General features: G+C 67.1%; 19 protein-coding genes. 14 read left to right on the top strand and 5 right to left on the bottom strand.

What is annotated here, in order from left to right; genetic code table 11:
• Window positions 1-233: 233 nt before the first annotated feature.
• The 8 genes from M4I32_RS13055 to M4I32_RS13020 are packed head-to-tail and all read left to right on the top strand — an operon-like array spanning window position 234 to window position 8,626.
• Complete coding sequence (locus M4I32_RS13055; RefSeq protein WP_319034918.1) at window positions 234-578, top strand: NADH-quinone oxidoreductase subunit A; 345 nt, start codon at window positions 234-236, stop codon at window positions 576-578.
• A complete protein-coding gene (locus M4I32_RS13050; RefSeq protein ID WP_319034917.1) occupies window positions 569-1,963 on the top strand; it encodes a hypothetical protein in 1,395 nt (464 codons plus the stop codon). The genes M4I32_RS13055 and M4I32_RS13050 overlap by 10 nt, the downstream gene beginning before the upstream one ends.
• The gene (locus tag M4I32_RS13045) at window positions 1,956-2,933 is read left to right on the top strand and encodes an NADH-quinone oxidoreductase subunit H (protein ID WP_319034916.1); all 978 of its coding nucleotides are present in this window, start codon (window positions 1,956-1,958) and stop codon (window positions 2,931-2,933) included. Before M4I32_RS13050 ends, M4I32_RS13045 begins: the two co-directional genes overlap by 8 nt.
• Window positions 2,926-3,480, top strand: a complete 555-nt coding sequence (locus M4I32_RS13040; RefSeq protein ID WP_319034915.1) for an NADH-quinone oxidoreductase subunit J — start codon at window positions 2,926-2,928, stop codon at window positions 3,478-3,480. The genes M4I32_RS13045 and M4I32_RS13040 overlap by 8 nt, the downstream gene beginning before the upstream one ends.
• Window positions 3,477-3,779: an NADH-quinone oxidoreductase subunit NuoK gene (locus M4I32_RS13035; protein ID WP_319034914.1), complete on the top strand. Its 303-nt coding sequence runs from the start codon at window positions 3,477-3,479 to the stop codon at window positions 3,777-3,779. Before M4I32_RS13040 ends, M4I32_RS13035 begins: the two co-directional genes overlap by 4 nt.
• Window positions 3,776-5,713, top strand: coding sequence for a proton-conducting transporter membrane subunit (locus M4I32_RS13030; protein ID WP_319034913.1), 1,938 nt, complete (start codon window positions 3,776-3,778; stop codon window positions 5,711-5,713). Before M4I32_RS13035 ends, M4I32_RS13030 begins: the two co-directional genes overlap by 4 nt.
• A 2-nt stretch (window positions 5,714-5,715) precedes the next feature.
• On the top strand, window positions 5,716-7,203 hold the full coding sequence (locus tag M4I32_RS13025) for an NADH-quinone oxidoreductase subunit M (RefSeq protein ID WP_319034961.1): 1,488 nt from the start codon (window positions 5,716-5,718) through the stop codon (window positions 7,201-7,203).
• A 13-nt stretch (window positions 7,204-7,216) separates the two neighbouring features.
• Window positions 7,217-8,626 carry an NADH-quinone oxidoreductase subunit N gene (locus M4I32_RS13020; protein ID WP_319034912.1) on the top strand — a complete coding sequence of 470 codons (1,410 nt, stop codon included), beginning with the start codon at window positions 7,217-7,219 and terminating at the stop codon, window positions 8,624-8,626.
• A gap of 67 nt (window positions 8,627-8,693) precedes the next feature.
• Here M4I32_RS13020 and M4I32_RS13015 read toward each other — a convergent pair whose 3' ends face one another.
• Window positions 8,694-9,320: a DUF305 domain-containing protein gene (locus M4I32_RS13015; RefSeq protein ID WP_319034911.1), complete on the bottom strand. Its 627-nt coding sequence runs from the start codon at window positions 9,318-9,320 to the stop codon at window positions 8,694-8,696.
• A 101-nt stretch (window positions 9,321-9,421) separates the two neighbouring features.
• Window positions 9,422-9,814 (bottom strand): four-helix bundle copper-binding protein, encoded by a 393-nt coding sequence (locus tag M4I32_RS13010; RefSeq protein WP_319034910.1) that lies wholly within the window; start codon window positions 9,812-9,814, stop codon window positions 9,422-9,424.
• Window positions 9,815-9,994: 180 nt separating this feature from the next.
• Between M4I32_RS13010 and M4I32_RS13005 the strand changes: the two genes are divergently transcribed.
• From M4I32_RS13005 to M4I32_RS12995, 3 genes are read left to right on the top strand one after another with little or no spacing between them, the layout of a single operon-like run.
• Window positions 9,995-10,276, top strand: a complete 282-nt coding sequence (locus tag M4I32_RS13005) for a metal-sensitive transcriptional regulator (protein WP_319034909.1) — start codon at window positions 9,995-9,997, stop codon at window positions 10,274-10,276.
• 36 nt (window positions 10,277-10,312) lie between these two features.
• On the top strand, window positions 10,313-10,642 hold the full coding sequence (locus M4I32_RS13000; protein ID WP_319034908.1) for a heavy-metal-associated domain-containing protein: 330 nt from the start codon (window positions 10,313-10,315) through the stop codon (window positions 10,640-10,642).
• On the top strand, window positions 10,639-12,939 hold the full coding sequence (locus M4I32_RS12995; RefSeq protein ID WP_319034907.1) for a heavy metal translocating P-type ATPase: 2,301 nt from the start codon (window positions 10,639-10,641) through the stop codon (window positions 12,937-12,939). Before M4I32_RS13000 ends, M4I32_RS12995 begins: the two co-directional genes overlap by 4 nt.
• Before the next feature lie 473 nt (window positions 12,940-13,412).
• Here the strand turns inward: M4I32_RS12995 and lgt are convergent, their stop codons facing one another.
• The 3 genes from lgt to M4I32_RS12980 all read right to left on the bottom strand — a co-directional run bounded on the left by lgt (window position 13,413) and on the right by M4I32_RS12980 (window position 15,849).
• Window positions 13,413-14,387 carry a prolipoprotein diacylglyceryl transferase gene (gene lgt, locus M4I32_RS12990; protein WP_319034906.1) on the bottom strand — a complete coding sequence of 325 codons (975 nt, stop codon included), beginning with the start codon at window positions 14,385-14,387 and terminating at the stop codon, window positions 13,413-13,415.
• 14 nt (window positions 14,388-14,401) lie between these two features.
• The gene (locus tag M4I32_RS12985; protein ID WP_319034905.1) at window positions 14,402-15,079 is read right to left on the bottom strand and encodes a M23 family metallopeptidase; all 678 of its coding nucleotides are present in this window, start codon (window positions 15,077-15,079) and stop codon (window positions 14,402-14,404) included.
• Window positions 15,080-15,420: 341 nt separating this feature from the next.
• Window positions 15,421-15,849 (bottom strand): hypothetical protein, encoded by a 429-nt coding sequence (locus tag M4I32_RS12980; RefSeq protein ID WP_319034904.1) that lies wholly within the window; start codon window positions 15,847-15,849, stop codon window positions 15,421-15,423.
• A 211-nt stretch (window positions 15,850-16,060) separates the two neighbouring features.
• Between M4I32_RS12980 and M4I32_RS12975 the strand changes: the two genes are divergently transcribed.
• From M4I32_RS12975 to M4I32_RS12965, 3 genes are all read left to right on the top strand, one after another.
• Entirely contained in the window at window positions 16,061-16,501 is a 441-nt protein-coding gene (locus M4I32_RS12975; protein WP_319034903.1) for a DUF6153 family protein, read from the top strand.
• Between the two features lie 79 nt (window positions 16,502-16,580).
• Window positions 16,581-17,210 (top strand): DUF305 domain-containing protein, encoded by a 630-nt coding sequence (locus tag M4I32_RS12970; protein ID WP_319034902.1) that lies wholly within the window; start codon window positions 16,581-16,583, stop codon window positions 17,208-17,210.
• Window positions 17,211-17,304: 94 nt separating this feature from the next.
• Window positions 17,305-18,213, top strand: a complete 909-nt coding sequence (locus M4I32_RS12965; RefSeq protein ID WP_319034901.1) for a F510_1955 family glycosylhydrolase — start codon at window positions 17,305-17,307, stop codon at window positions 18,211-18,213.
• Window positions 18,214-18,756 lie beyond the last annotated feature (543 nt).

Genomic DNA, 18,756 nt, shown 5'->3' with positions numbered 1-18,756 from the left:
GCTACTACCCACGGGTGCACGCAGACAGGGTGCCTGAGCGTCTCGAGGCCGATAGCGCCTACGTCGCGATGAGGATCTTCCGACTTCCCCGGCTGCAACACTCTCGGTCACCGGCCTCTCAGCGTGACAAGCGAAAGATTGAGCGTCTCGACAAGCGAATGTCGGTGATGTCAAGCGATGCAGTGTCGGGGAACGAGCCGCTACTGTGGCCGGACGGGAGATGGAGGAGAGGAATGCACACCGGACTGGCCTCGATGCTCCTGGTCTCCCTGCTCGGTGTGGTCGTGTTGCAGCTGGTTCATCGATGGACGACGGTGGCGGCTAGACCGGTCCAATCCTCGCCCTTCCAGTCCGGCTGGTTGCCGGAGCAGCACGCTCTGTCCCGATTCCACGTGCGCTGGTACCCGGCGACGATCGTGTTCCTTGCATTCGATGTCGAGATGCTGTTCATGTACCCATGGGCCGTCGTCGTCGGTCGGCTTGGTGCTGGGGCAGTCACGGAGATGTTTCTCTTCCTGGGCGCCCTCCTCGTCGGTGTCCTCTGGGCCTGGCGGGAGGGGGTTTTCCGATGGGTGTGACGGAGCTTCTTGCGCGATCCGCCGCCGCAGCCGCCCACGTGCTTGTTGTCGAAGTGCCGGGGTCCTGGCTCCTCCGCCTCCATGCGGAGCGGGTTCTCCGCGAGCGCGGGTGGCGCCTGTCCGGCTCGCCGGCCGATGCAGACATCTTGCTGGTGTGTGGAGCACCGGGCCCCGAGCTTGCCCGGCTTATCGAGCAGGCATGGGACGCCATGCCAGGCCCCCGTGTGTGCATCATGGTGACCGACGAGGCCGACGTCGCGCCGATGCTGGACAGAGCTACGGTGCAGCTCTGCGACACTGCTGCGCAAACACGTGACGCGGAGCAGCGGTCGGGCTTCATGCCACAAGATGACGCAGCCGATGTCGGCGATTCGGATCATCGCGGCATGGGGCACGACGGGACCGAACCTCGGCAGAGGGACCATTCGGCCACGGGGCATGAGGCGATGGATCACGGCCCTTCGCATCCCCGTACAGACCACCATGTCTCCAGCCAGCCTGCCAGTGCGGAGCACGATAAGGCAGATCACGGTACCGAGGATCACGTCGCCACGGACCACTGCGCCCCGGACGTTGGACAAACCGGCCACAACGGGATGAATCACTCGGCCATGAACGACGCGGCTCCGGCGGACAGCGACACCAACCACTCGACAATGGCGCACGGCGACATGGACCACGGCTCTATGGACATGTCACCCTTCGGGATCCCTCTCGCCCAGGGGGCAGAGGAGGACCGCGACGAACTGGAGATGGACGCTCTCCGCGTGCCGTTCGGGCCTATCCTCCTGGCATGGCCGGCCGGCCTCGTGCTGAATGTGACGGTGCACGGCGACGTCATCATGGACGTGCGCGTGAACGTCGTCGATGCCGGTGCCGGTGCCGGTGCCGGTGCCGGTGCCGGTGAGCATCCTGCCTCGCAGGCGGAGTCGGCATCCCTGTCTGCGGCCCGCCTGTACGGGAGAGCCGCAGATCTTCTCTGCCTGGCGGGTGCGGATCGCCCGGCTGCTCAAGCGCGGAAACTGCGGGACGCGCTGGCCGAGAGGAAGCCGATCGACGCGGCCGCCGCCGCGCGACTCCGCTCGGGCGTTGCGCGCTCCATCTTGCTCCGCTGGTCACTTAGGGGTCTTGCGCCGCTTTCCGACGGGGATCTTCGAACTTTGGGTTTACCCGAAGACTGCAAGGGAGACGTGTTCGATCGCCTGTTGACGCTGCTGGACCGGGCGAAGAGCATCGCGACCGGGGAAGAGGCAGACGGCTTCGACGCCGTGCCGCTGTCGGCTCTCCCCGCGTTGCTAACTGGCCTCGACGTAGGTCAGATGCGGCTCACCGTGGCGGGGCTCGACCTGGAAGTGCTGCCGCGGAGGGACCTCGTTGATGGGTGATTTGGTAGGAAGCTCGGCCTACGATCCACTGACCGTCCTCGCCTGGGCACTTGCGGCGGCGGCGCTGCTCGGCGCCTTCGCGCTCTTCGCAGCATCGGTCAACGGGGCCCTTCTCGCGCATGGAGAGGGCCGTCGGGTTTCTGCTGGCGCCGCCCTTCCAGTCCGCGAGACAGCCCGGCTGCTCCGGCAGCGACGGCGGACGACGCCGGCGGCCGATTCGCTGCTCTGGCGGGTGGGAGCCTCATCTTTCCTCATCCTCGCCCTACTCAAGGTTTCCCTCGTACCGCTCGGTGACGCAGTGGTGTTTCCTTCATCGGTTGGTCTGGTCTGGTTCAATGCCTTGGACGCAGCCGTCTGGGCGGCGGTGTGGCTGGCTGGCTGGGGAGCGAACGCCGTACACCCGCTGCTTGGCGGATATCGGTTCCTGGCGCTCGCCATCGCCTACGAACTACCCCTCATGTTTACGTTGGTCGCCCCTGCTGTGGCCGCCGGAAGCCTCGACGTGCAACAGATTGCCGCTGCGCAGAGTGAGATCTGGTATCTGATGCTCATGCCGGTCGCGTTCCTCATCTACTGCATCTCCGTTCTCGCGTTTTCTGTGATGGGCCCCTTCGCTGCTCCCTTCTCCTCTGATATCGCGGGTGGAGTGGATGCGGAGCTCTCAGGCGTCGACCGGCTGCTTGTCGCCGGTGGCCGCTACGCGCTGCTCGCTGCGGGGTCGGCTTTCGCTGTCCCGCTCTTCCTCGGTGGTGGGGCGGGTCCGCTGCTTCCGGGCTGGGCGTGGGTACTGATCAAGGCCCTCGTGCTCCTCGGTGCACTCGTAGCGCTGCGCCGGGCACTTCCACTTGCACGCCCGGATCGGTTCCTCGAGATGGGCTGGTTGGTACTGCTCCCGCTCGCACTCGTGCAGGACCTGGTCGTGGGGATCGGCGCCGTGATGGCCTCCGGAGGGATGTCGATGAATGAATGACGTGGTGTTCTGGGTCCTCGGCGTCCTCGCGGTGGCGGCGGGAGTCGCGGTTTTCCGGACCGACTCGATGGCACGGGCGACGTACGCCCTCGCCGTCTCCTTCATCGCCGTCGGGGTGCAGGTCGTGCTGCTCGAGCAGAGCTACCTGGGCGTCGTCGTGATCTTGATGATGATCATGGAGATGGCGATCATGGCGGTCTTCATGGTCATGTACATGGGCATGAACCCAGCCCTCATGCCGATGAGCATGGTGCACAGCAAGCGGGCCGCCCTGATTGTGTCGGTAGCTGCGTTCCTCGTGCTGGGCGCGGGGGCGCTCTTCGTGCCATGGCCCACCAGGCCCTTGGACGACGTCGCCGGTGTGACAGAGGCCATCGGCGAGGCAGCGATGGAGTCAAAGATGCTCGTCATGCTGGCGATCAGTCCCGCCATGCTCACCACCATCGTCGCCGGGGTCGTGCTCACTCACCCTCGCAGCCGCTACGACCGTTTCGGCGATGACCTCCGCGGCGCCTCGCGCGACGCCAAACAGGGAGGAATGCGGTGACGCTGCAGGCCGTCCTCCTGATCGCCGCGGCCCTGTTCGCGGTTGGTCTGTACGGGGCTATTTCCCAGCAGGTGATCGTCATGGTGATGATGGGGCTCGAGCTGATGATCAACGCCCTTATCCTGGCTGCGGCGGGGCTGTGGTGGTTCCTGTTCCCCGAACCCACAGGCCAGATGCTGCTCCTCGTCATCGTCGCCGCGATGACCCTCGAGATGGCGATGGGCTTTGCCATCGCGACACTTGTCCACCGGCAGCGGCGCTCCGACATGACGGATAGCGCGACGGAGCTGGCCGGATGAGCGCGGCGGAGGCCGCGCTCTGGCTTGTTCCTCTCCTCCCCGCGGTCGTCGGCGTGGCGCTGCTGGTTGCCGGAGTCGGCAACCGGACCGCTCCCGTGATCTCCGTCGCCACGGCCGGCGTGACAGTGCTGCTCGCGGTGACGGTCGGGCTCACCGGCCCCACCGTCACCGCGCCCTTCCTGCCGGGTCTGGACTTCGTGCTCCGCGTCGATCCTCTCAGCGCGCTCGTCGCGCCGACGGTCGCGCTCGTCGCCGCGCTCGTCCTCGCCTCTTCCGTGGCGGACATCCGGCGTGATACCAGCCGCTTCCACGGGCTGATGCTCCTCTTCGCTTCGGCAGCGCTGCTCACCGCCACCGCTGGCACACTGCCGACCTTGCTCCTCGGCTGGGAGGTGATGGGCGCGACGTCCTACGCGCTCATCGGCTTTGCCTGGCGCGAGGAGCGACGAGTGTCCGCGGGGCTCACGGCCTTCCTCACGACTCGCGGCGCCGATCTCGGCCTGTACGTTGCGGCAGGGGCAGCGTTCGCCGGCGGAGCGGGCCTTGACCTCGGCGGTCTCGCCGACGCCGTCCCCGGATGGCGGGACATCATTGCGGCGGGGATCGTGCTCGCCGCCCTGGGTAAGGCCGCCCAGCTTCCGTTCTCGTTCTGGCTCTCCGGGGCGATGCAGGGACCGAGCCCTGTGAGCGCTTTGCTCCATTCCGCAGCCATGGTGGCGCTTGGCAGCTACCTGCTCCTCCGCGTTTCTCCGCTGCTCGAGGCGACTGGCTGGGCCGGACCCCTGGTGGCCTGGGTCGGAGCCGGGACCGCGGTCGCACTGGGCATCGTCGCGGTCGGCCAGCAGGACCTGAAGCAGCTGCTGGCCGCGTCGACTGCGTCGCAGCTCGGCTTCGTTGTGCTCGCCGCAGGGCTCGGCGCAGTGGCCGCCGGTACCGCTCACCTTGTCGCGCATGCGGCCACGAAGGCCGCCCTGTTCCTTGCAGCGGGAGCGTGGCTTACTGCGCTTGGGACGAGGCGGCTCTCGGCGCTTTCGGGAGTGGCACGGAGATGGACGATCACAGGGGTGGCCTTCACCGTGGCGGCACTTGCCCTTGCGGGAGTTCCTCCCTTGTCGCTGTGGGCCACGAAGGACGCCGTTCTGGCCGCTGCACTGGAGGAGTCGGGGTGGCTCTATGGCGTCGGGCTTCTCGCCACTGCTCTTTCGGCAGCCTATGCGGCGAAGATGGTTTGGGTGGTGTGGGCGAGGCCGCCGATGGTCGCCGAGCGCGAGCGGCACTGGGACGAGGAGGAGCGAGGCACAAGGGCGGTGGCCTCGACCCAGTACCTGCCGGTGGCCGTGCTGGCCGTGGGCGCCGCTGTGCTGGGCATCCTGGCGCTGCCCCCGCTCGGACCGGTCGTGGCAGCCTTCCTCGGAGACGCGACGGCGGTGCCTCCAGCGCCGCTAGAACTGCTCATCTCAGCGGCTCTCGCGCTCGCCGTGCTGTTGAGCCTGCGGCGTGTCCGCCTGCCGGAGCCGACGTGGGCCCGGACGTGGCTCGGCATGGAACGTAGCGTTCATGCCGCGCTCGTCCGTCCTGCGCTGGCACTGGCCACCGTGCTGGCCCGCTTCGACGACCGGATATTGGACCGGGGCGTGGAAGCCGCCGCGATCGGCACCGTCCGAGCCGCGCGGGCAATGGGACGCGTCGATGACGCCGTGCTCGACCGGAGCGTTGACGCGACGGGCACCGGCACGCTCCTGGCTGGGGAGGCCGCCGCCCGCGCGGACGATCGTGGCGTCGATGGAGCGGTCAAGGCCCTGGCCGCAGCGGTCCGTCGTGCCGGGGGAGCCGCCCGGCGCCCGCAGTCGGGGTTGCTGCACCAGTACTATCTCCAGGCCGTCGCCGTTCTCATGGCTGTCGGTGCCGTTCTCCTCCTCCTCTCGATCGGGTGAACATGCTCAGCCTCCTTGTCTTCCTCCCCCTCGCTGGGTCCCTCGGGCTCGTCGCGTTGCCGAAGCTGCCGGACCGCGCGGCGCGCTGGGCGTGGGTAGCGATTGCCGGCGCCGACCTGCTTCTCGTCGGTGTCGTCTGGGCGCTCTACCGCGAACCGGGCCCGGGCGGCCTCGCCTGGGAGGAACAAGTGCCGTGGATTCCGGGAGTCGGGAGCAGCTACCACGTCGGCGTGGACGGCCTCTCTCTGCCGCTCGTCGCACTTACGGCGGTCGTCTTCTTGGCCGGTGCGATCTATTCGCTGCGGGAGGAGCGGCACCCGCGGGCGCAGGCCGCACTCTTCCTGTTTCTCCAGAGCGTGAGCCTTGGCCTGTTCGTCGCGCAGGACCTGCTGCTGTTCTTTGTGTTCTTTGACCTGTCGATCGTCGGCATGTACTTCGTCATCACGGGTTGGGGCCATGGCGACGCGCGCCGGTCCGCGCTCAAGTTCTTTCTCTACACGTTCCTCGGCTCGCTGGCACTGCTGCTCGGCTTCATCGGCCTCTACCTCGCAGCCGAGCCGAACACATTCGACATCCCCGAACTTGTCGCGGCGATGCCGCTGCAGGGCAATCCAATGGGGGGCCTCGTGCTCGCGGCAATCCTGTTGGGCCTGGCCGTGAAGACACCCACCGTGCCCTTCCACACGTGGCTGCCGCCGGCACACACCGACGCCCCGGCGGTCGGCTCCACCGTGCTCGCCGCTGTGCTTCTCAAGATGGGCACCTACGGCTTCGTCCGCATCGCCATGCCGATGCTGCCGGATGCTTGGCGGGCTTGGGCCCCCGCCATCATCACGGTTGGCGTGGTATCGGTCATCTATGGTGCTCTCGTGGCGCTCGCGCAGACGAACCTCAAGCGGATGATCGCCTACACGTCGGTGAACCATATGGGCTATGTCGTGCTCGCCGTGGGCGTCGCGGGGCTCGTCGGGGGCGACACCGAGGCGGCTCGCACCATCGCTATCACTGGCGCAGTGACGCAGATGGTAAGCCACGGACTGATCACGGGGGCACTGTTCCTGCTCGCGGGTATTCTCCTGAAGAGGACGGGCACCTACGATATGGGGGCCGCCGGGGGGCTCGCCGCCGCCGCACCCCGCTACACCGCCCTCTTCGCGATCGGCGCATTCGCGTCGCTCGGGCTTCCTGGCTTCTCGGGGTTCATCGCGGAGTTCCAGATCTTCGTCGGCAGCATCGCTGCCGCCCCAATCACCGCAATCGCCCTTCTCGGCATCCTGGTGACCGCTGCACTGTTCCTCCGCGCGCTCCAGCGGCTGTTTCTCGGTGAGCCAAGGGGTGCCTCGACCAGGTTCACAGACGTCCACGGAAGCGAATTCTGGAGTGTTGCCCCGCTGCTGGCCTTGGCTGTGCTGATCGGTGTGGTGCCGCGCGTGCTCCTCGATGTGGTCGAGCCGGCTTCGGCCGTCCTCCTCGAACTTGTCGGGCGCTGACGTGGCGGCAGACATGAACATGGACCCGCTCCTGCTGCTTCCGGAGTTGTTGCTCTTCCTCGGGGGCCTCAGTGTGCTGCTCCTCGGGTCGTTCCTTCCTCGGCGCCGACAGTGGATCGCCGCGGTTCTCACCGCAACCGTGCTCGTGCTTGTGATGGCTGCAACTGCCTTCACGTTCGGTGACCCGACGCTCACCGCCTATGCGGGAACGGAGGCCGTGGATATCGCCACACGCGCCGTGCGCTTCCTGGCTCCGCTCGGCACGCTCCTCGTCGTCGCCCTCGCGGCAGAGGAGGTTCGCGGTGACCGGCGGGAGAGCGAGACGTACGCCCTCCTGCTATTCGCCACGACCGGGACAGTGCTGCTTGCCGGAGCTAATGATCTTCTCGTCCTGGCGGTGGCCTTCCTGCTGACAAGCATCCCGCTTTACGCCCTGATCGGCCTCGGCGGAACGGCGAAGGCGGCCGAGGCCGCGATGAAAACCTATCTACTCGGCAGCATCTTCGGCATCCTGATGCTGGTCGGCATAGCGCTCCTCGCCAGCCTCGGTGGTAGCTCCATCTACTCGGAACTGAAGGAGGGACTGGGCGACGCGCCGATTGCGCCGGTCATCCTGGGCGTTCTCTTCGTGCTGAGCGGGATCCTTTTCAAAGCGGGAGGGGTGCCCGCGCACTACTGGGTTCCGGACGCGGCCCAGGCCTCGGGCGCGGCCGTCGCGGCCTTCGTCACCACCGTCCCGAAGGTGGGAGCGGTGGTCGCCATCTACCGCCTGGTCGTGGCGCTACCGGAGACCGCTGACTGGGGCCTGCTCGTGGCACTCCTTGCAGCGGCCGGCATGGTGATTGGGAACCTCGCCGCATACTTCCAGAACGACCCGCGCCGACTGCTGGGGTGGTCGACAGTCGGTCAGGTCGGCTTCCTCCTGATTCCGCCCGCAGTCGCCACCCCGGAAGGGCTCCCGCTCTCCGCCCTGCTCCTCTACCTCGCTGCATACGTGCTCACGAACATCGCGGCCTTCGCAGTCATAGCAGCTGAGCCGGGGCGACGCGATCTGGCGGAGTACCGTGGCCTTGCCCGCACCCGACCCTGGCTCGCCGCCGCGCTCGTGGTGGCACTGCTGGGACTCGTCGGCACACCCCCGCTCGCAGTGTTCCTCGGCAAGGTGACCGTGACCGCTGCGGCGCTTGACGGCGATGCCCTGTGGCTCGCCCTCGTCCTCCTCGTCACCACGGTGATCAGCCTCTTCTACTACCTTCGCTGGCTGATCATCCCCTTTCGATCAGTCCCGGAAGGCCCGCCCGCGGAGTTCGCTCGTCGCCCTTGGGCAGGGACCGTCGCGGTCGCTGCAGCCACTGGCAGCCTGCTTCTCGGGCTGGGCGCAGGCCTCGCCTGGGGTGCGTTCACTGGCGAGCTGGCGATCTGACTCTCTCTTCCACCTCTCCTTGGTCTGACGCAGCATGCAGTCAGACTCCCTCGGGATAATCGGACGCTTACTCCGCGGGGCACTCCCGGGCGGCGGGCCGATCAAACTCGGGTACGGAACGTGCTTCCGCCTCTGCGGCGGTTGCGGCGATGCCGTTCTCCTGGATGTCCTGGGTTAGCCAGTCCATCTCGAGGATTTCTCGCCGCTGCGCTTCGCTGATCTCGACGGCGAGTTCGCAGACGCGGACATCCTCGATTTGTGCTCGTTCGGAGCGGGTGATGGCGAGCGAGTGGTGCGGGATCATGGCGGTCATGAAGTCCGTGTCGTCGACGGTGATCTGGCTGCGGTCGAGGTAGATGCCTCCGCCGATGAGCAGGACGCCCGCGGTGATGACTGCGATGTTGGCCTTGGTGTTCTTGTACATGTTCAGCATCCACGCGAGCATGACCAGCACCATCGTGCCGCCCATGGTGAGGGCCATGAATACGCGGCTTTCGCTGAAGCGGACGTGGCCCCACTCCCAGGAGCCGACGAACATCACCCAGTACATGATGACCATCGCGGTGAGGATCATGGCCGCGAACCGCAGGTACATCTTCAGCTGCATCCGGGACTTCTGCTTCGCCTGGTGCTCGTCGTGGTCCTGGTGCTGATCGTGGTCTTGGTTGTTCTGATTCGTCGACAACTCGGTCATCTCCTCGTCATGTCATCCATCTAGCGGGGCTTCTTGTCTGTGGGCTGGCATGCCACCGGTCGCCGACGCGGCCGATCACCGCGCCGACGCACGGGGTACTCTCACGCTGCGAGTAGTTCGGCGCACGCCTGTTCGCAGCGGCGGCACGCTTCGGCGCACACCTTGCAGTGCCCGTGCGTCCCGGCATGCTGCTCGCACTCCTCCGCGCACGCAGCGCACGCAACCCGGCAGGCCTCGAGGACGGCGCGGAGGGTCTCGGGGTTGCTGCCGGTCTGACGGGTCAGCACGGCGCCGGTCGTGGCGCAGATGTCCGCGCAGTCCAGGTTCTTGCGGATGCAGGTGGTCAAGTCGGCGACCATGTCCTCGCCCAGGCACGCGTCCGCGCAGGCGGCACACGACTGAGCGCACTCCAGGCACGCGTCGATACAGGCCACCAGCGCGGCGCTCGAGTCGGCCTTCGGGTGGGTGCGCAGCATGTCTTCCGTAACGGTCATCTCTCCATGCTCCTTTCCTACCGGGCGGTCGCCCGGTAGGTACACAAGGTACGGCGGGAATGCCTCTCGTCACAGGGGGGTTGCATACGGCAGGGGGGTTCAGTATGAACTCAGGTGATCGGTCAGTGCGAGTCCCTGGAATACTTGCCCGAAATACCCGAGGGGGGTATGATGATGAGCGTGAACGGTTACATGGCCAACAAGGACGATCTGCTCAAGAGACTGAAACGCACGGAGGGGCAGGTGCGTGGCATAGCGCGGATGGTCGATGAGGACAAGTACTGCATCGACATCCTGACGCAGGTGTCGGCGGCGACGAGGGCTCTGGAGGCCGTGGCGCTGTCGCTGCTCGGTGATCACCTCACGCACTGCGTCGCCGAAGCCAGCGCAGAGGGAGGACCCGTGGCCGCCGAGAAGATCCGCGAGGCCAACGAGGCGATCGCGCGCCTCGTCCGTTCCTGACCGGCAAACCCGTCGACGATTGAAGAGGAGTCAGCCATGACTACCGAGAACCGCACTGACCTGGGCCTGAAGGAATCGGGAGCCGGCTGCGCCTGCTGCTCGTCGCCGTCCGCAGCCGCCGAAGCCCCTCTGTCAGAGGCCGCCGTGACCCAGCAGATCCTGGTGTCGGGAATGACGTGCTCACACTGCGTCATGAGCGTCACCGAGGAGCTCACCGCGCTCGACGGCGTGGAGAGCGTCGCGGTCGACCTCAACGCGGGTGGCGCGTCGCGCGTCAGCGTCCGCAGCTCCGCGCCGGTCGACCCGGCGGCGGTGGAGGCCGCGGTCAAGGAGGCCGGATACGCCCTCGCCGGCCACTCGTCATGAGTGCCGTCGATGTTGAGCTCGACATTGCGGGGATGACCTGCGCGTCCTGCGCGACCCGCATCGAGCGCAAGCTCAACAAGCTGCCCGGGGTCGAGGCGAGTGTGAACTATGCCACCGAGAAGGCCCGCGTTCGCAGCTCGGATGCCGAGGTCGCCGAGCTGATCGCCACGGTCGAGTCCGCGGGCTATCACGCCGCGCTGCCGGCGCCGCCCGCCGGCGACAGCGGCGATGCGGGGGATTCACGACACGCCGACGTGGCGTCGCTCCGGCGTCGTCTGCTGATCAGTGCGGCCTTCGCCGTGCCGGTCGCGGCGCTGTCGATGGTGCCGGCGCTGCAGTTCATCACCTGGCAGTGGGTTGCGCTCGCCCTGACCCTTCCGGTGGCGATCTGGGGTGCGTGGCCGTTCCATCGTGCCGCCGCGGTCAATGCTCGTCACGGCGCCGCGACCATGGACACCCTGATCAGTCTCGGGGTCATCGCAGCTCTCGGCTGGTCGCTGTACGCCCTGTTCTTCGGCGGTGCGGGGGCGCCGGGGATGACCATGACGTTCACGCTCATCGGCGCGCCGCAGGCGGGCGGCCACGAGATCTATCTCGAGGTCGCGGCCCTGGTCACGGTCTTCATCCTCGCCGGCCGGTACGCAGAGGCCCGGGCACGGAAGTCCTCTTCAGAGGCGCTGCGCGCACTGCTGGAGCTGGGTGCGAAGGACGCCGTCCGGCTCGTCGACGGCGTCGAGCACCGGGTGCCGGTCTCCCAGCTCGCCGTCGGGGATGTCGTGGTCGTCCGTCCCGGCGAGAAGATCCCCTCCGACGGTCTCGTGATCGACGGATCCTCCGCCATCGATGCGAGCATGCTCACGGGCGAGTCCATTCCCGTGGAGGTCGCAGCCGGCGCTCGTGTCGTGGGCGCCACGGTGAACGTGGGCGGGCGCCTGGTCGTCGAGATCACCCGCGTGGGCGCCGACACCGAGCTCGCTCGGATGCGCCGGCTGGTCGAGGAGGCACAGACGGGCAAGGCCCGCGTGCAGCGGCTCGCCGACCGGGTCTCGGCCGTGTTCGTGCCCGTCGTCATCGCGCTCGCCCTGACGGCGTTCACGGGGTGGCTCATCGCCGGCGGGTCCCTCGAACTGGCCTTCACGGCGGCGGTGGCGACGCTGATCATCGCCTGCCCGTGCGCGCTGGGCCTCGCGACGCCAACCGCGCTGCTCGTCGGCACCGGCAGAGGGTCGCAGCTGGGAATCCTGATCCGCGGGCCCCAGGTGCTGGAGCAGACCCGCAGGGTCGACACCGTCCTCCTCGACAAGACCGGCACCGTCACGACGGGGAAGATGACCGTCGCCGCCGTCCTTCCCGCGCCCGGCGTGGAGCATGACGACCTGCTCTCCGCTGCTGCAGGCGTGGAGTCCGGCTCGGAGCACCCCGTCGCACGCGCAATTCTGAGTGCGGCACCGGCACGACCCGCCGCGCAGAGCTTCGCCTCCCACGCCGGCGCGGGCGTGCAGGGTGTGATCGATGGCGCCCTCGTGGTGGCGGGTCGCCCCCCGTGGCTGGCCCAGGAGTGGGGGATCCGCCTGCCGCCCGGCGTGCTGCCCGAGGTGGAGGAGCTCGCGGCGGCGGGCGCGACGGTTGTCACCGTCGCGCGCGACGGGGAGTATCTCGGCGCGATCGCCGTGGCCGACGCCGTCAAGCCCACCAGCGGGGAGGCGATCGAGCGGTTCCGTGCCCTCGGCCTGCGCCCCGTGCTGCTTACCGGCGACAGCGAGGGCACCGCGCGCCACATCGCCGCATCGGTCGGCATCGACGAGGTGCACGCCGCCGTCACGCCCGCCGGCAAGCTCGATGTCGTCCGCGGCCTGCAGGAGGAGGGCCGGGTCGTGGCGATGGTGGGCGACGGTGTCAACGACGCCGCCGCTCTGGCCGCCGCGGATCTGGGTTTGGCGATGGGCGGAGGCACCGATGCGGCCATCGCGGCCAGCGACATCACCGTCGTTTCAGGCGATCTTCTCGTGGTCGCCGACGCGATCAGGCTCGCGCGACGAACCCTCGGCACGATCAAGGGCAACCTCTTCTGGGCCTTCGCGTACAACGTCGCGGCGATCCCGCTCGCCATGCTCGGCCTGCTGAACCCCCTGGTGGCCGCGGCCGCCATGGCGCTATCGTCCGTCTTCGTCGTGACCAACAGCCTCCGGCTGCGCAGCTTCCGCCCCGTCGCTGCATCGGAACGCAACGCGAACGCACCCCGCACCAGCATCCCGCAGCCCGTTCCATCCGATAGCCCGCCGCCATTGCAGGCGTAGGTCGACGAGACTCGGCCCAGCGAGCGTCGGAATCGCCGTCGGCGCCGGCACACACACCACGTGGCCCCTGACCGGAGTCATCCTCGCGAACGAAGACCCCCGCTCCGTGCTTCGTATCGTGTTCCCTTGTGGCTGCATAGACTGCACCTCAGTCGCGAACGACTCAGCGGCATCCACCGCGGACTGAGCGCATCAGCCGAGCGGAACGACTCTCGGCGGCGGCGCCCGTGGCGCCTTACGGAAGAGAGCCAGCCGGGCGTGATTCACACAGCGTGCGGTCAGGAGGTATACCTGCAGTGGCACCCCGCAACGCCAGAGGCCACGCTCCGACGGTGGGGTAGGCGAGCGCCATCAACGTCCCCGCTCCCCCCAGCGCGTCTAGGGTCACGATGCGCAGAAGGGGGCGACGGGGCGCGCGGGTCCGGCCGTCTCCGAGCTTGCCGCGCGAACCGCCTCGGGGAGAAGAGAAGGGGTCACGATGGTGGGCGATGGTCGCGTGATGCAGCCGACGTCGGCTCGGGTGCATCCCACGTCGATCTGCGATGCCGTCCATCATGCTCGGGGTCGCCACGACCGTCCCGATCGCTCCCAATGTCGAACGCCTCCGGCGTGCGCCCCGGTCGGTAGATATTCGGTTCGGGCTCCGGGTGGTGGATCGACTGGATGACGATCAGGGCCACACCGGCGACGGCGACGGCGAGGGCGGTGAGTACGTTGATCTTGATCCCAGCCAGTTCCAGTTCGGTGGGGTCGAGTCGTATTGATTCGAACCATGACCTGCCCGCGCCGTAGATCAGCAGGTACGCGCCAAGCGCCTTTCCCCACCGTAGCGCGTGGCGGCGCTCGAGGAGGAGGATCGTCGCTGCCCCCGCGAGGTTCCACAGCATCTCGTAGAGGAAGAGCGGGTGAAAGAGCGTTCCGGGCGTCAGCCCCTGGGGGTAGGCAGGACTCTGTGGATCGATCTGAAGACCCCAGGGCAAAGTGGTCGGGAGGCCGTAAAGCTCCTGATTGAAGTAGTTCCCCAGCCGGCCCACGGCTTGTGCAACAAGCATTCCCGGGGCCAGTGCGTCTGCGAATGACAGGAATCGAACGCCCGTGATCCGGCATCCGAGGATCGCGGCGGCACCTCCAACCAAGACCGCCCCGAAGATCGCCAGCCCACCCTCCCAGACGTAGAGCACGCGCCACAGGTCTGCCCCGGGGTAGAAGTAGTCGCCCGGGTGGGTGAACACGTGGTAAGCGCGCCCTCCGACGATGCCGAAGGGGACCGTCCAGAGTGCGATATCCACGACGGCGCCGCTGGGGCCGCCGCGCCGCTGGAGTCGGCGAGAGGTCATCCAGGCGGCGATGACTGTTCCCCCGATAATGAAAAGCGCGTAGAACCGGATCTCGACAAAACCCAGGTCGACTGCATCTATCGTGGGACTGGGGATGCCTGCGGAGGTCATGGGAGTCCCCCCGGTCATGGCTTCACTCGCGCTGACAGCCACGCGTAGGGATCTATGTAGGTGCCGTCCGCTCGCATCAAACCCAGGTGAAGGTGCGGCCCGCCGCTGAGTCCGCTATTACCGACGTTGCCGACCAGGTCGCCGACGCTGACCGCGTCCCCGGCACGGAGTGCCAGGGTGCCGATGGCCATGTGAGCGTACAGGCTGCTGACACGCTCGCCGTCCACGACGTGGTCGATGATCGCGTATACGCCCAACTCTCCGGCATCGGTGGCGGAGACTTCCCTCACGACCCCGTCAGCGATCGATTGGATCGGCGATCCCGCACCGGGGCTCATGTCAATCCCCCGATGGTCGGTCGGGCAGCCTGCGCATGGCGCGGGGCGCATTCCGAACCCGCTGCTGATGGGGACGCCCGTCAGGAAGGGCCATTGAACCTCGCCGCGATAGTTGACGAACGTGGATGCTGTCTGCGCATACACGGCGTTCGTCGCGGCGCTCTCACTGAGGTAGGTGCCCCGGTCGAGAGGCTCGGTGTCCGCTCGGATGACGGGGTCCAAGGCCTGTGGTTGCTCCACGGAACCGTTCGTCTGCTTGGTGATCTCATCCGTTGCTGGCAATTGAGCGGCCGTCGCGGGCAGGGCGAGACTGATTGTCAGAGCGACGGCCGAAGCCATTGCGGTCACGGACATGATCTGTCGCTGAGAAGGTGGGCGCCGCATCGAGAAGGCAGCGGTGCGGGGCCGCAACGGAGCCGGGAGACTCGCGCGGGCCGCCGCGTTCTCTCGGATGCTTCGGCGCGTTGGCGGATCGGTGGGTAGAGGCGTGTGGGGGGTGGAGGGCATTGTGCAATTCCTGAAGGAGACAGTGGCCGCGCGCACGCGGAAGAGAAGGACGAGCAGACCCTGTTACGGGTCCCCCGGGGCGGCTGCATGATCGTGCGCGGCACGACAGTGGCGCCTGGCGCGGCATCAGCGTTCCACGGACATGCCGCCGTAGACGCCGTAGCTCGCAACGTGACGAGACGGTCGACTCAGGTCCGGTTGATCGAAAGCACGTGCAGATCGGGCCCACGGTGCAGAAGGGCCCGGGCGAGGGCGGTCCGAGTCGAGGGCGGTCCCAGACGGGACGATAACCAGAACCTCTGCGAGACACGCAGGAGGCCAAGGCCTGAGGCCGCGAGGAACGCACAGAGGACGACGGTCATGCAGGCGAGCAGATCGCCGACATGCGTAGAGCACTCGGTGCCACAGGCTTCGCCGGCGTCGGTTAAGCCGATCTCCGCGAGCGACGCCGACGGCGCCGCGGCGGTGCCTTGCGAAAGCGACAGCTCACTCCCCGCCGATGCGTCGTGGTCGGCTTCGCCGAACGAATGCATCGTCAGCAGTACCAGCAGCGATAAGACAGCGAGCAGCCAGAGTGCCGTACCCGCTCCGCGCGAGGCGTCACGGAGAGCGTTCACGCACGCACCTTCCTGTCGCCGGGCCCGTTACTGAACCGTGATGATCCTCACCAGGGTACAAGATCACCCGTCGGGATTTTCCTGTGAACTGCCTTCCGGGCGGGGCTACCGGAATCGCGCGGCGTTCAGCTCCCGGCCGTCTCTCCCAAGAAGGCATGTAGGATACCCCGCGACCGTATACGCCTCGAGCGAGTAGATGGAGGGTTTGCAGATGAGAGTGATGCGCCTGCGCGACGCCCTCACCTTTCGCAAGACTCTCATAAGCCCGTTTCTTCTCGCCGTACTCGGCATCGCGATGATCGTCGTCGGGCTTCTGTCTATGCACGGGATGGGCGAGGCCGCCCACCATTCCGCCCCCGTCGCACCTTCTTCATACGACGTCGCAGAATCCCACCAGTCCCAGCCGCTCAACCCGGTAGAACAGCAAGAGTCCGCCGGTGACTGCGAGTCGGGGTGTCCTTCTGGGGAAGTCATGGCCATGGTCGGGTGCGTGCTGGCTCTCCTGGTCGGCGCCATCCTTGTCGGCATACGCCCCAGCGCAACGTGGATCCACCGCCGCCATGGGGTCGGCGCTCCCGCCGGAAACAAGAGGGGGACCCTCGCGCCCTCCTGCCCGCCGGACCTCACTGTCCTCTCCATCAGCCGAACGTGACCGGGGTGCTGCCAGCAGGCAGTTCGCGTGCAAGCGCATACGTCCCACACCAACGACTGATCTCTTGAGGAATGAATAAGTGTCCACCCGATTCACCCTGCTTTCAGCAGGAACACTCGCTACCGCCCTCCTTCTTGCCGGCTGCACCGGCACGACGACGCCGGCGATGAATGGCAACGAGCAGTCAGGCAGCATCGCCGTGGAGGCGACGGAGGGCGACTACAACGACGCCGACGTGGCTTTCGCCATGGAGATGATCATGCACCACCAGCAGGCTATTGAAATGGCGGACGTGTTCCTGGCCAAGGACGACGTCGCGCCGGAGGTCTTCGCTCTCGCCGAACGCATCAAAGACGCCCAACAGCCCGAGATCGACACGATGAACAAGTGGCTCGCCTCCTGGGGCCAGGAGGCGATGAGCGGGACCGAGAATATGGGCTCCATGGATGGGATGGACCACGGATCCATGAGCGGCATGGGCGGCATGATGTCCGCGGAGGACATGGCTGCCCTCGAAGACGCCTCCGGACCCGAGGCGTCGCGTCTCTTTCTGGAGCAGATGATCGTGCACCACGAAGGCGCCGTGGAGATGGCCGAGTCCGAGCTGACCGACGGGCAGCACCCCCTGGCCATCGAGCTCGCACAGAAGATCATCGACGACCAGACGGCGGAGATCGCGGAAATGGAAGAGCTGCTCAACCAGCTCTGAGACCCGTAGCGCTCGCTCCGACATTTACGCGTGGGGCGCCAGAAGCGGGGCGCTCCCACTCGCAGAGTCCCATCAGCAAGCAAGGAAGTACCCAATGATCACGCTTATCCGCCACCGTGTCCCCGGCTCCACAAGGAGGAAATACCTTCAAGCCACCGTGGTGGCGTCTCTGGCCGCCATCGCCCTTGTCGGCTGTAGCAGCCCCCAGAGCGAGGCTGATCCGACGACCGCGCCGCCCCTCGATCACGTGCACGGCATCGTTAGCGACCCCGACAGCGCCGGCATCCTTATCGCCACTCACGTCGGCATCTACCGCCTCGACGGGATGGAACAGGGAGGCGAAATGAGCGGACCTGTCGGCGGGCTGGACTTCGATGCGATGGGCATCACGTCAACCGCTGACACCCTGTACGCTTCCGGGCACCCTGGCCCCACCACTCCGGATGAGTTCGGCAGCCCGAACCTCGGCTTGATCCGATCCGACGATAGCGCCCTCACCTGGCAGACCGTGTCGCTCTCCGGTGAAGCTGACTTCCACGAACTCACCGCCACGCGCGACGGAACCGATTTCATCTACGGGCTGCAAGGAGAGCAACTGCGTCGCAGCGACGACGGAGGCCAAACGTGGATCGACCTTCCCCCGATACAGGCGCGGGACATCGTCGTGTCACCCGGCGCGGCGAGCACACTGTATGCGACGACCGAAGCGGGCCTGGCCGTAAGCAACGACGGCGGGAATGAGTTCGTCGTCGACGCCTCGGCGCCCATCATGTACGTGATCTCAGCGGGACCGGAACGTGGCCTCGTCGGCGTCGACCTCAACGGAACGATTCGACACCGGGACGGTGCTTCCTCAGAGTGGTCCTCCGGCGGAACCATCGCGGGGGCAGCGCAAGCTTTCACCTACCTCGAGGAGGCCGGAATGCTGCTCGTCGCAGATGACCGCGGTGTCCGAGCATCAGAAGACTTCGGTCTCACGTGGGAGATGCTCGTCCCACGATGAAACGCCGAGACGTGGCGAGTCTCCGCCTGGCGTCATGACGCGTGCAACAAGAGCAGACCTCCAAGCGCGACAAAATCAGCGGCGGCGGCGGATGAGCGCCACCAGGAAGAGCGCTGCGCAAAACACCGTTCCTGCAAGCACAGCAGCCAGGAGGGAGGGCGTTTTCCACTCCGGCGGATGAGCATCGTCGGATATCGGGCGGTCACCCACCTCGCGGGACTCAGCGACCGCACCGCCGGTGTCGGCGCGAGGCTCAACGACGCCCCGCGCTGGGCCGCCATCTGCGAAGCGGCTTGAACCGCCCGCCGGGGGCAACACTTCCATCGAGGCTGATCCATCAGTCGGCACCCACTGCATACGATTCGAAGACGTGACCACCCCGGCGTCCGCCTCTACGGATAGCAACGGCGCACCGATGGCTACAGCAAGCGCGCACGCGCGTAGGAGCGATGAGGTGTGCATAGATGATGTCGTGGAGATTTTCTCGATGTATCCGAAGATCGTGTTCCCGATTTCGACCCGGTCTTCCACCTGCATGCGTTC

Source organism: Microbacterium sp. LRZ72 (assembly GCF_033792225.1).
Taxonomy (GTDB): domain Bacteria; phylum Actinomycetota; class Actinomycetes; order Actinomycetales; family Microbacteriaceae; genus Microbacterium.
Note: the sequence above shows the minus strand (reverse complement) of the source record. Positions and strands in the feature narration are given on the sequence as shown.

Bases quoted from the DNA above. Each gene is read 5' to 3' on its own strand.
- M4I32_RS13055 (WP_319034918.1), top strand. From the start codon at position 234: ATGCACACCGGACTGGCCTCGATGCTCCTGGTCTCCCTGCTCGGTGTG.
- M4I32_RS13050 (WP_319034917.1), top strand. From the start codon at position 569: ATGGGTGTGACGGAGCTTCTTGCGCGATCCGCCGCCGCAGCCGCCCAC.
- M4I32_RS13045 (WP_319034916.1), top strand. From the start codon at position 1,956: ATGGGTGATTTGGTAGGAAGCTCGGCCTACGATCCACTGACCGTCCTC.
- M4I32_RS13040 (WP_319034915.1), top strand. From the start codon at position 2,926: ATGAATGACGTGGTGTTCTGGGTCCTCGGCGTCCTCGCGGTGGCGGCG.
- M4I32_RS13030 (WP_319034913.1), top strand. From the start codon at position 3,776: ATGAGCGCGGCGGAGGCCGCGCTCTGGCTTGTTCCTCTCCTCCCCGCG.
- M4I32_RS13025 (WP_319034961.1), top strand. From the start codon at position 5,716: ATGCTCAGCCTCCTTGTCTTCCTCCCCCTCGCTGGGTCCCTCGGGCTC.
- M4I32_RS13020 (WP_319034912.1), top strand. From the start codon at position 7,217: ATGAACATGGACCCGCTCCTGCTGCTTCCGGAGTTGTTGCTCTTCCTC.
- M4I32_RS13015 (WP_319034911.1), bottom strand. From the start codon at position 9,320: ATGACCGAGTTGTCGACGAATCAGAACAACCAAGACCACGATCAGCAC.
- M4I32_RS13010 (WP_319034910.1), bottom strand. From the start codon at position 9,814: ATGACCGTTACGGAAGACATGCTGCGCACCCACCCGAAGGCCGACTCG.
- M4I32_RS13000 (WP_319034908.1), top strand. From the start codon at position 10,313: ATGACTACCGAGAACCGCACTGACCTGGGCCTGAAGGAATCGGGAGCC.
- M4I32_RS12995 (WP_319034907.1), top strand. From the start codon at position 10,639: ATGAGTGCCGTCGATGTTGAGCTCGACATTGCGGGGATGACCTGCGCG.
- lgt (WP_319034906.1), bottom strand. From the start codon at position 14,387: ATGACCTCCGCAGGCATCCCCAGTCCCACGATAGATGCAGTCGACCTG.
- M4I32_RS12985 (WP_319034905.1), bottom strand. From the start codon at position 15,079: ATGTCCGTGACCGCAATGGCTTCGGCCGTCGCTCTGACAATCAGTCTC.
- M4I32_RS12975 (WP_319034903.1), top strand. From the start codon at position 16,061: ATGAGAGTGATGCGCCTGCGCGACGCCCTCACCTTTCGCAAGACTCTC.
- M4I32_RS12965 (WP_319034901.1), top strand. From the start codon at position 17,305: ATGATCACGCTTATCCGCCACCGTGTCCCCGGCTCCACAAGGAGGAAA.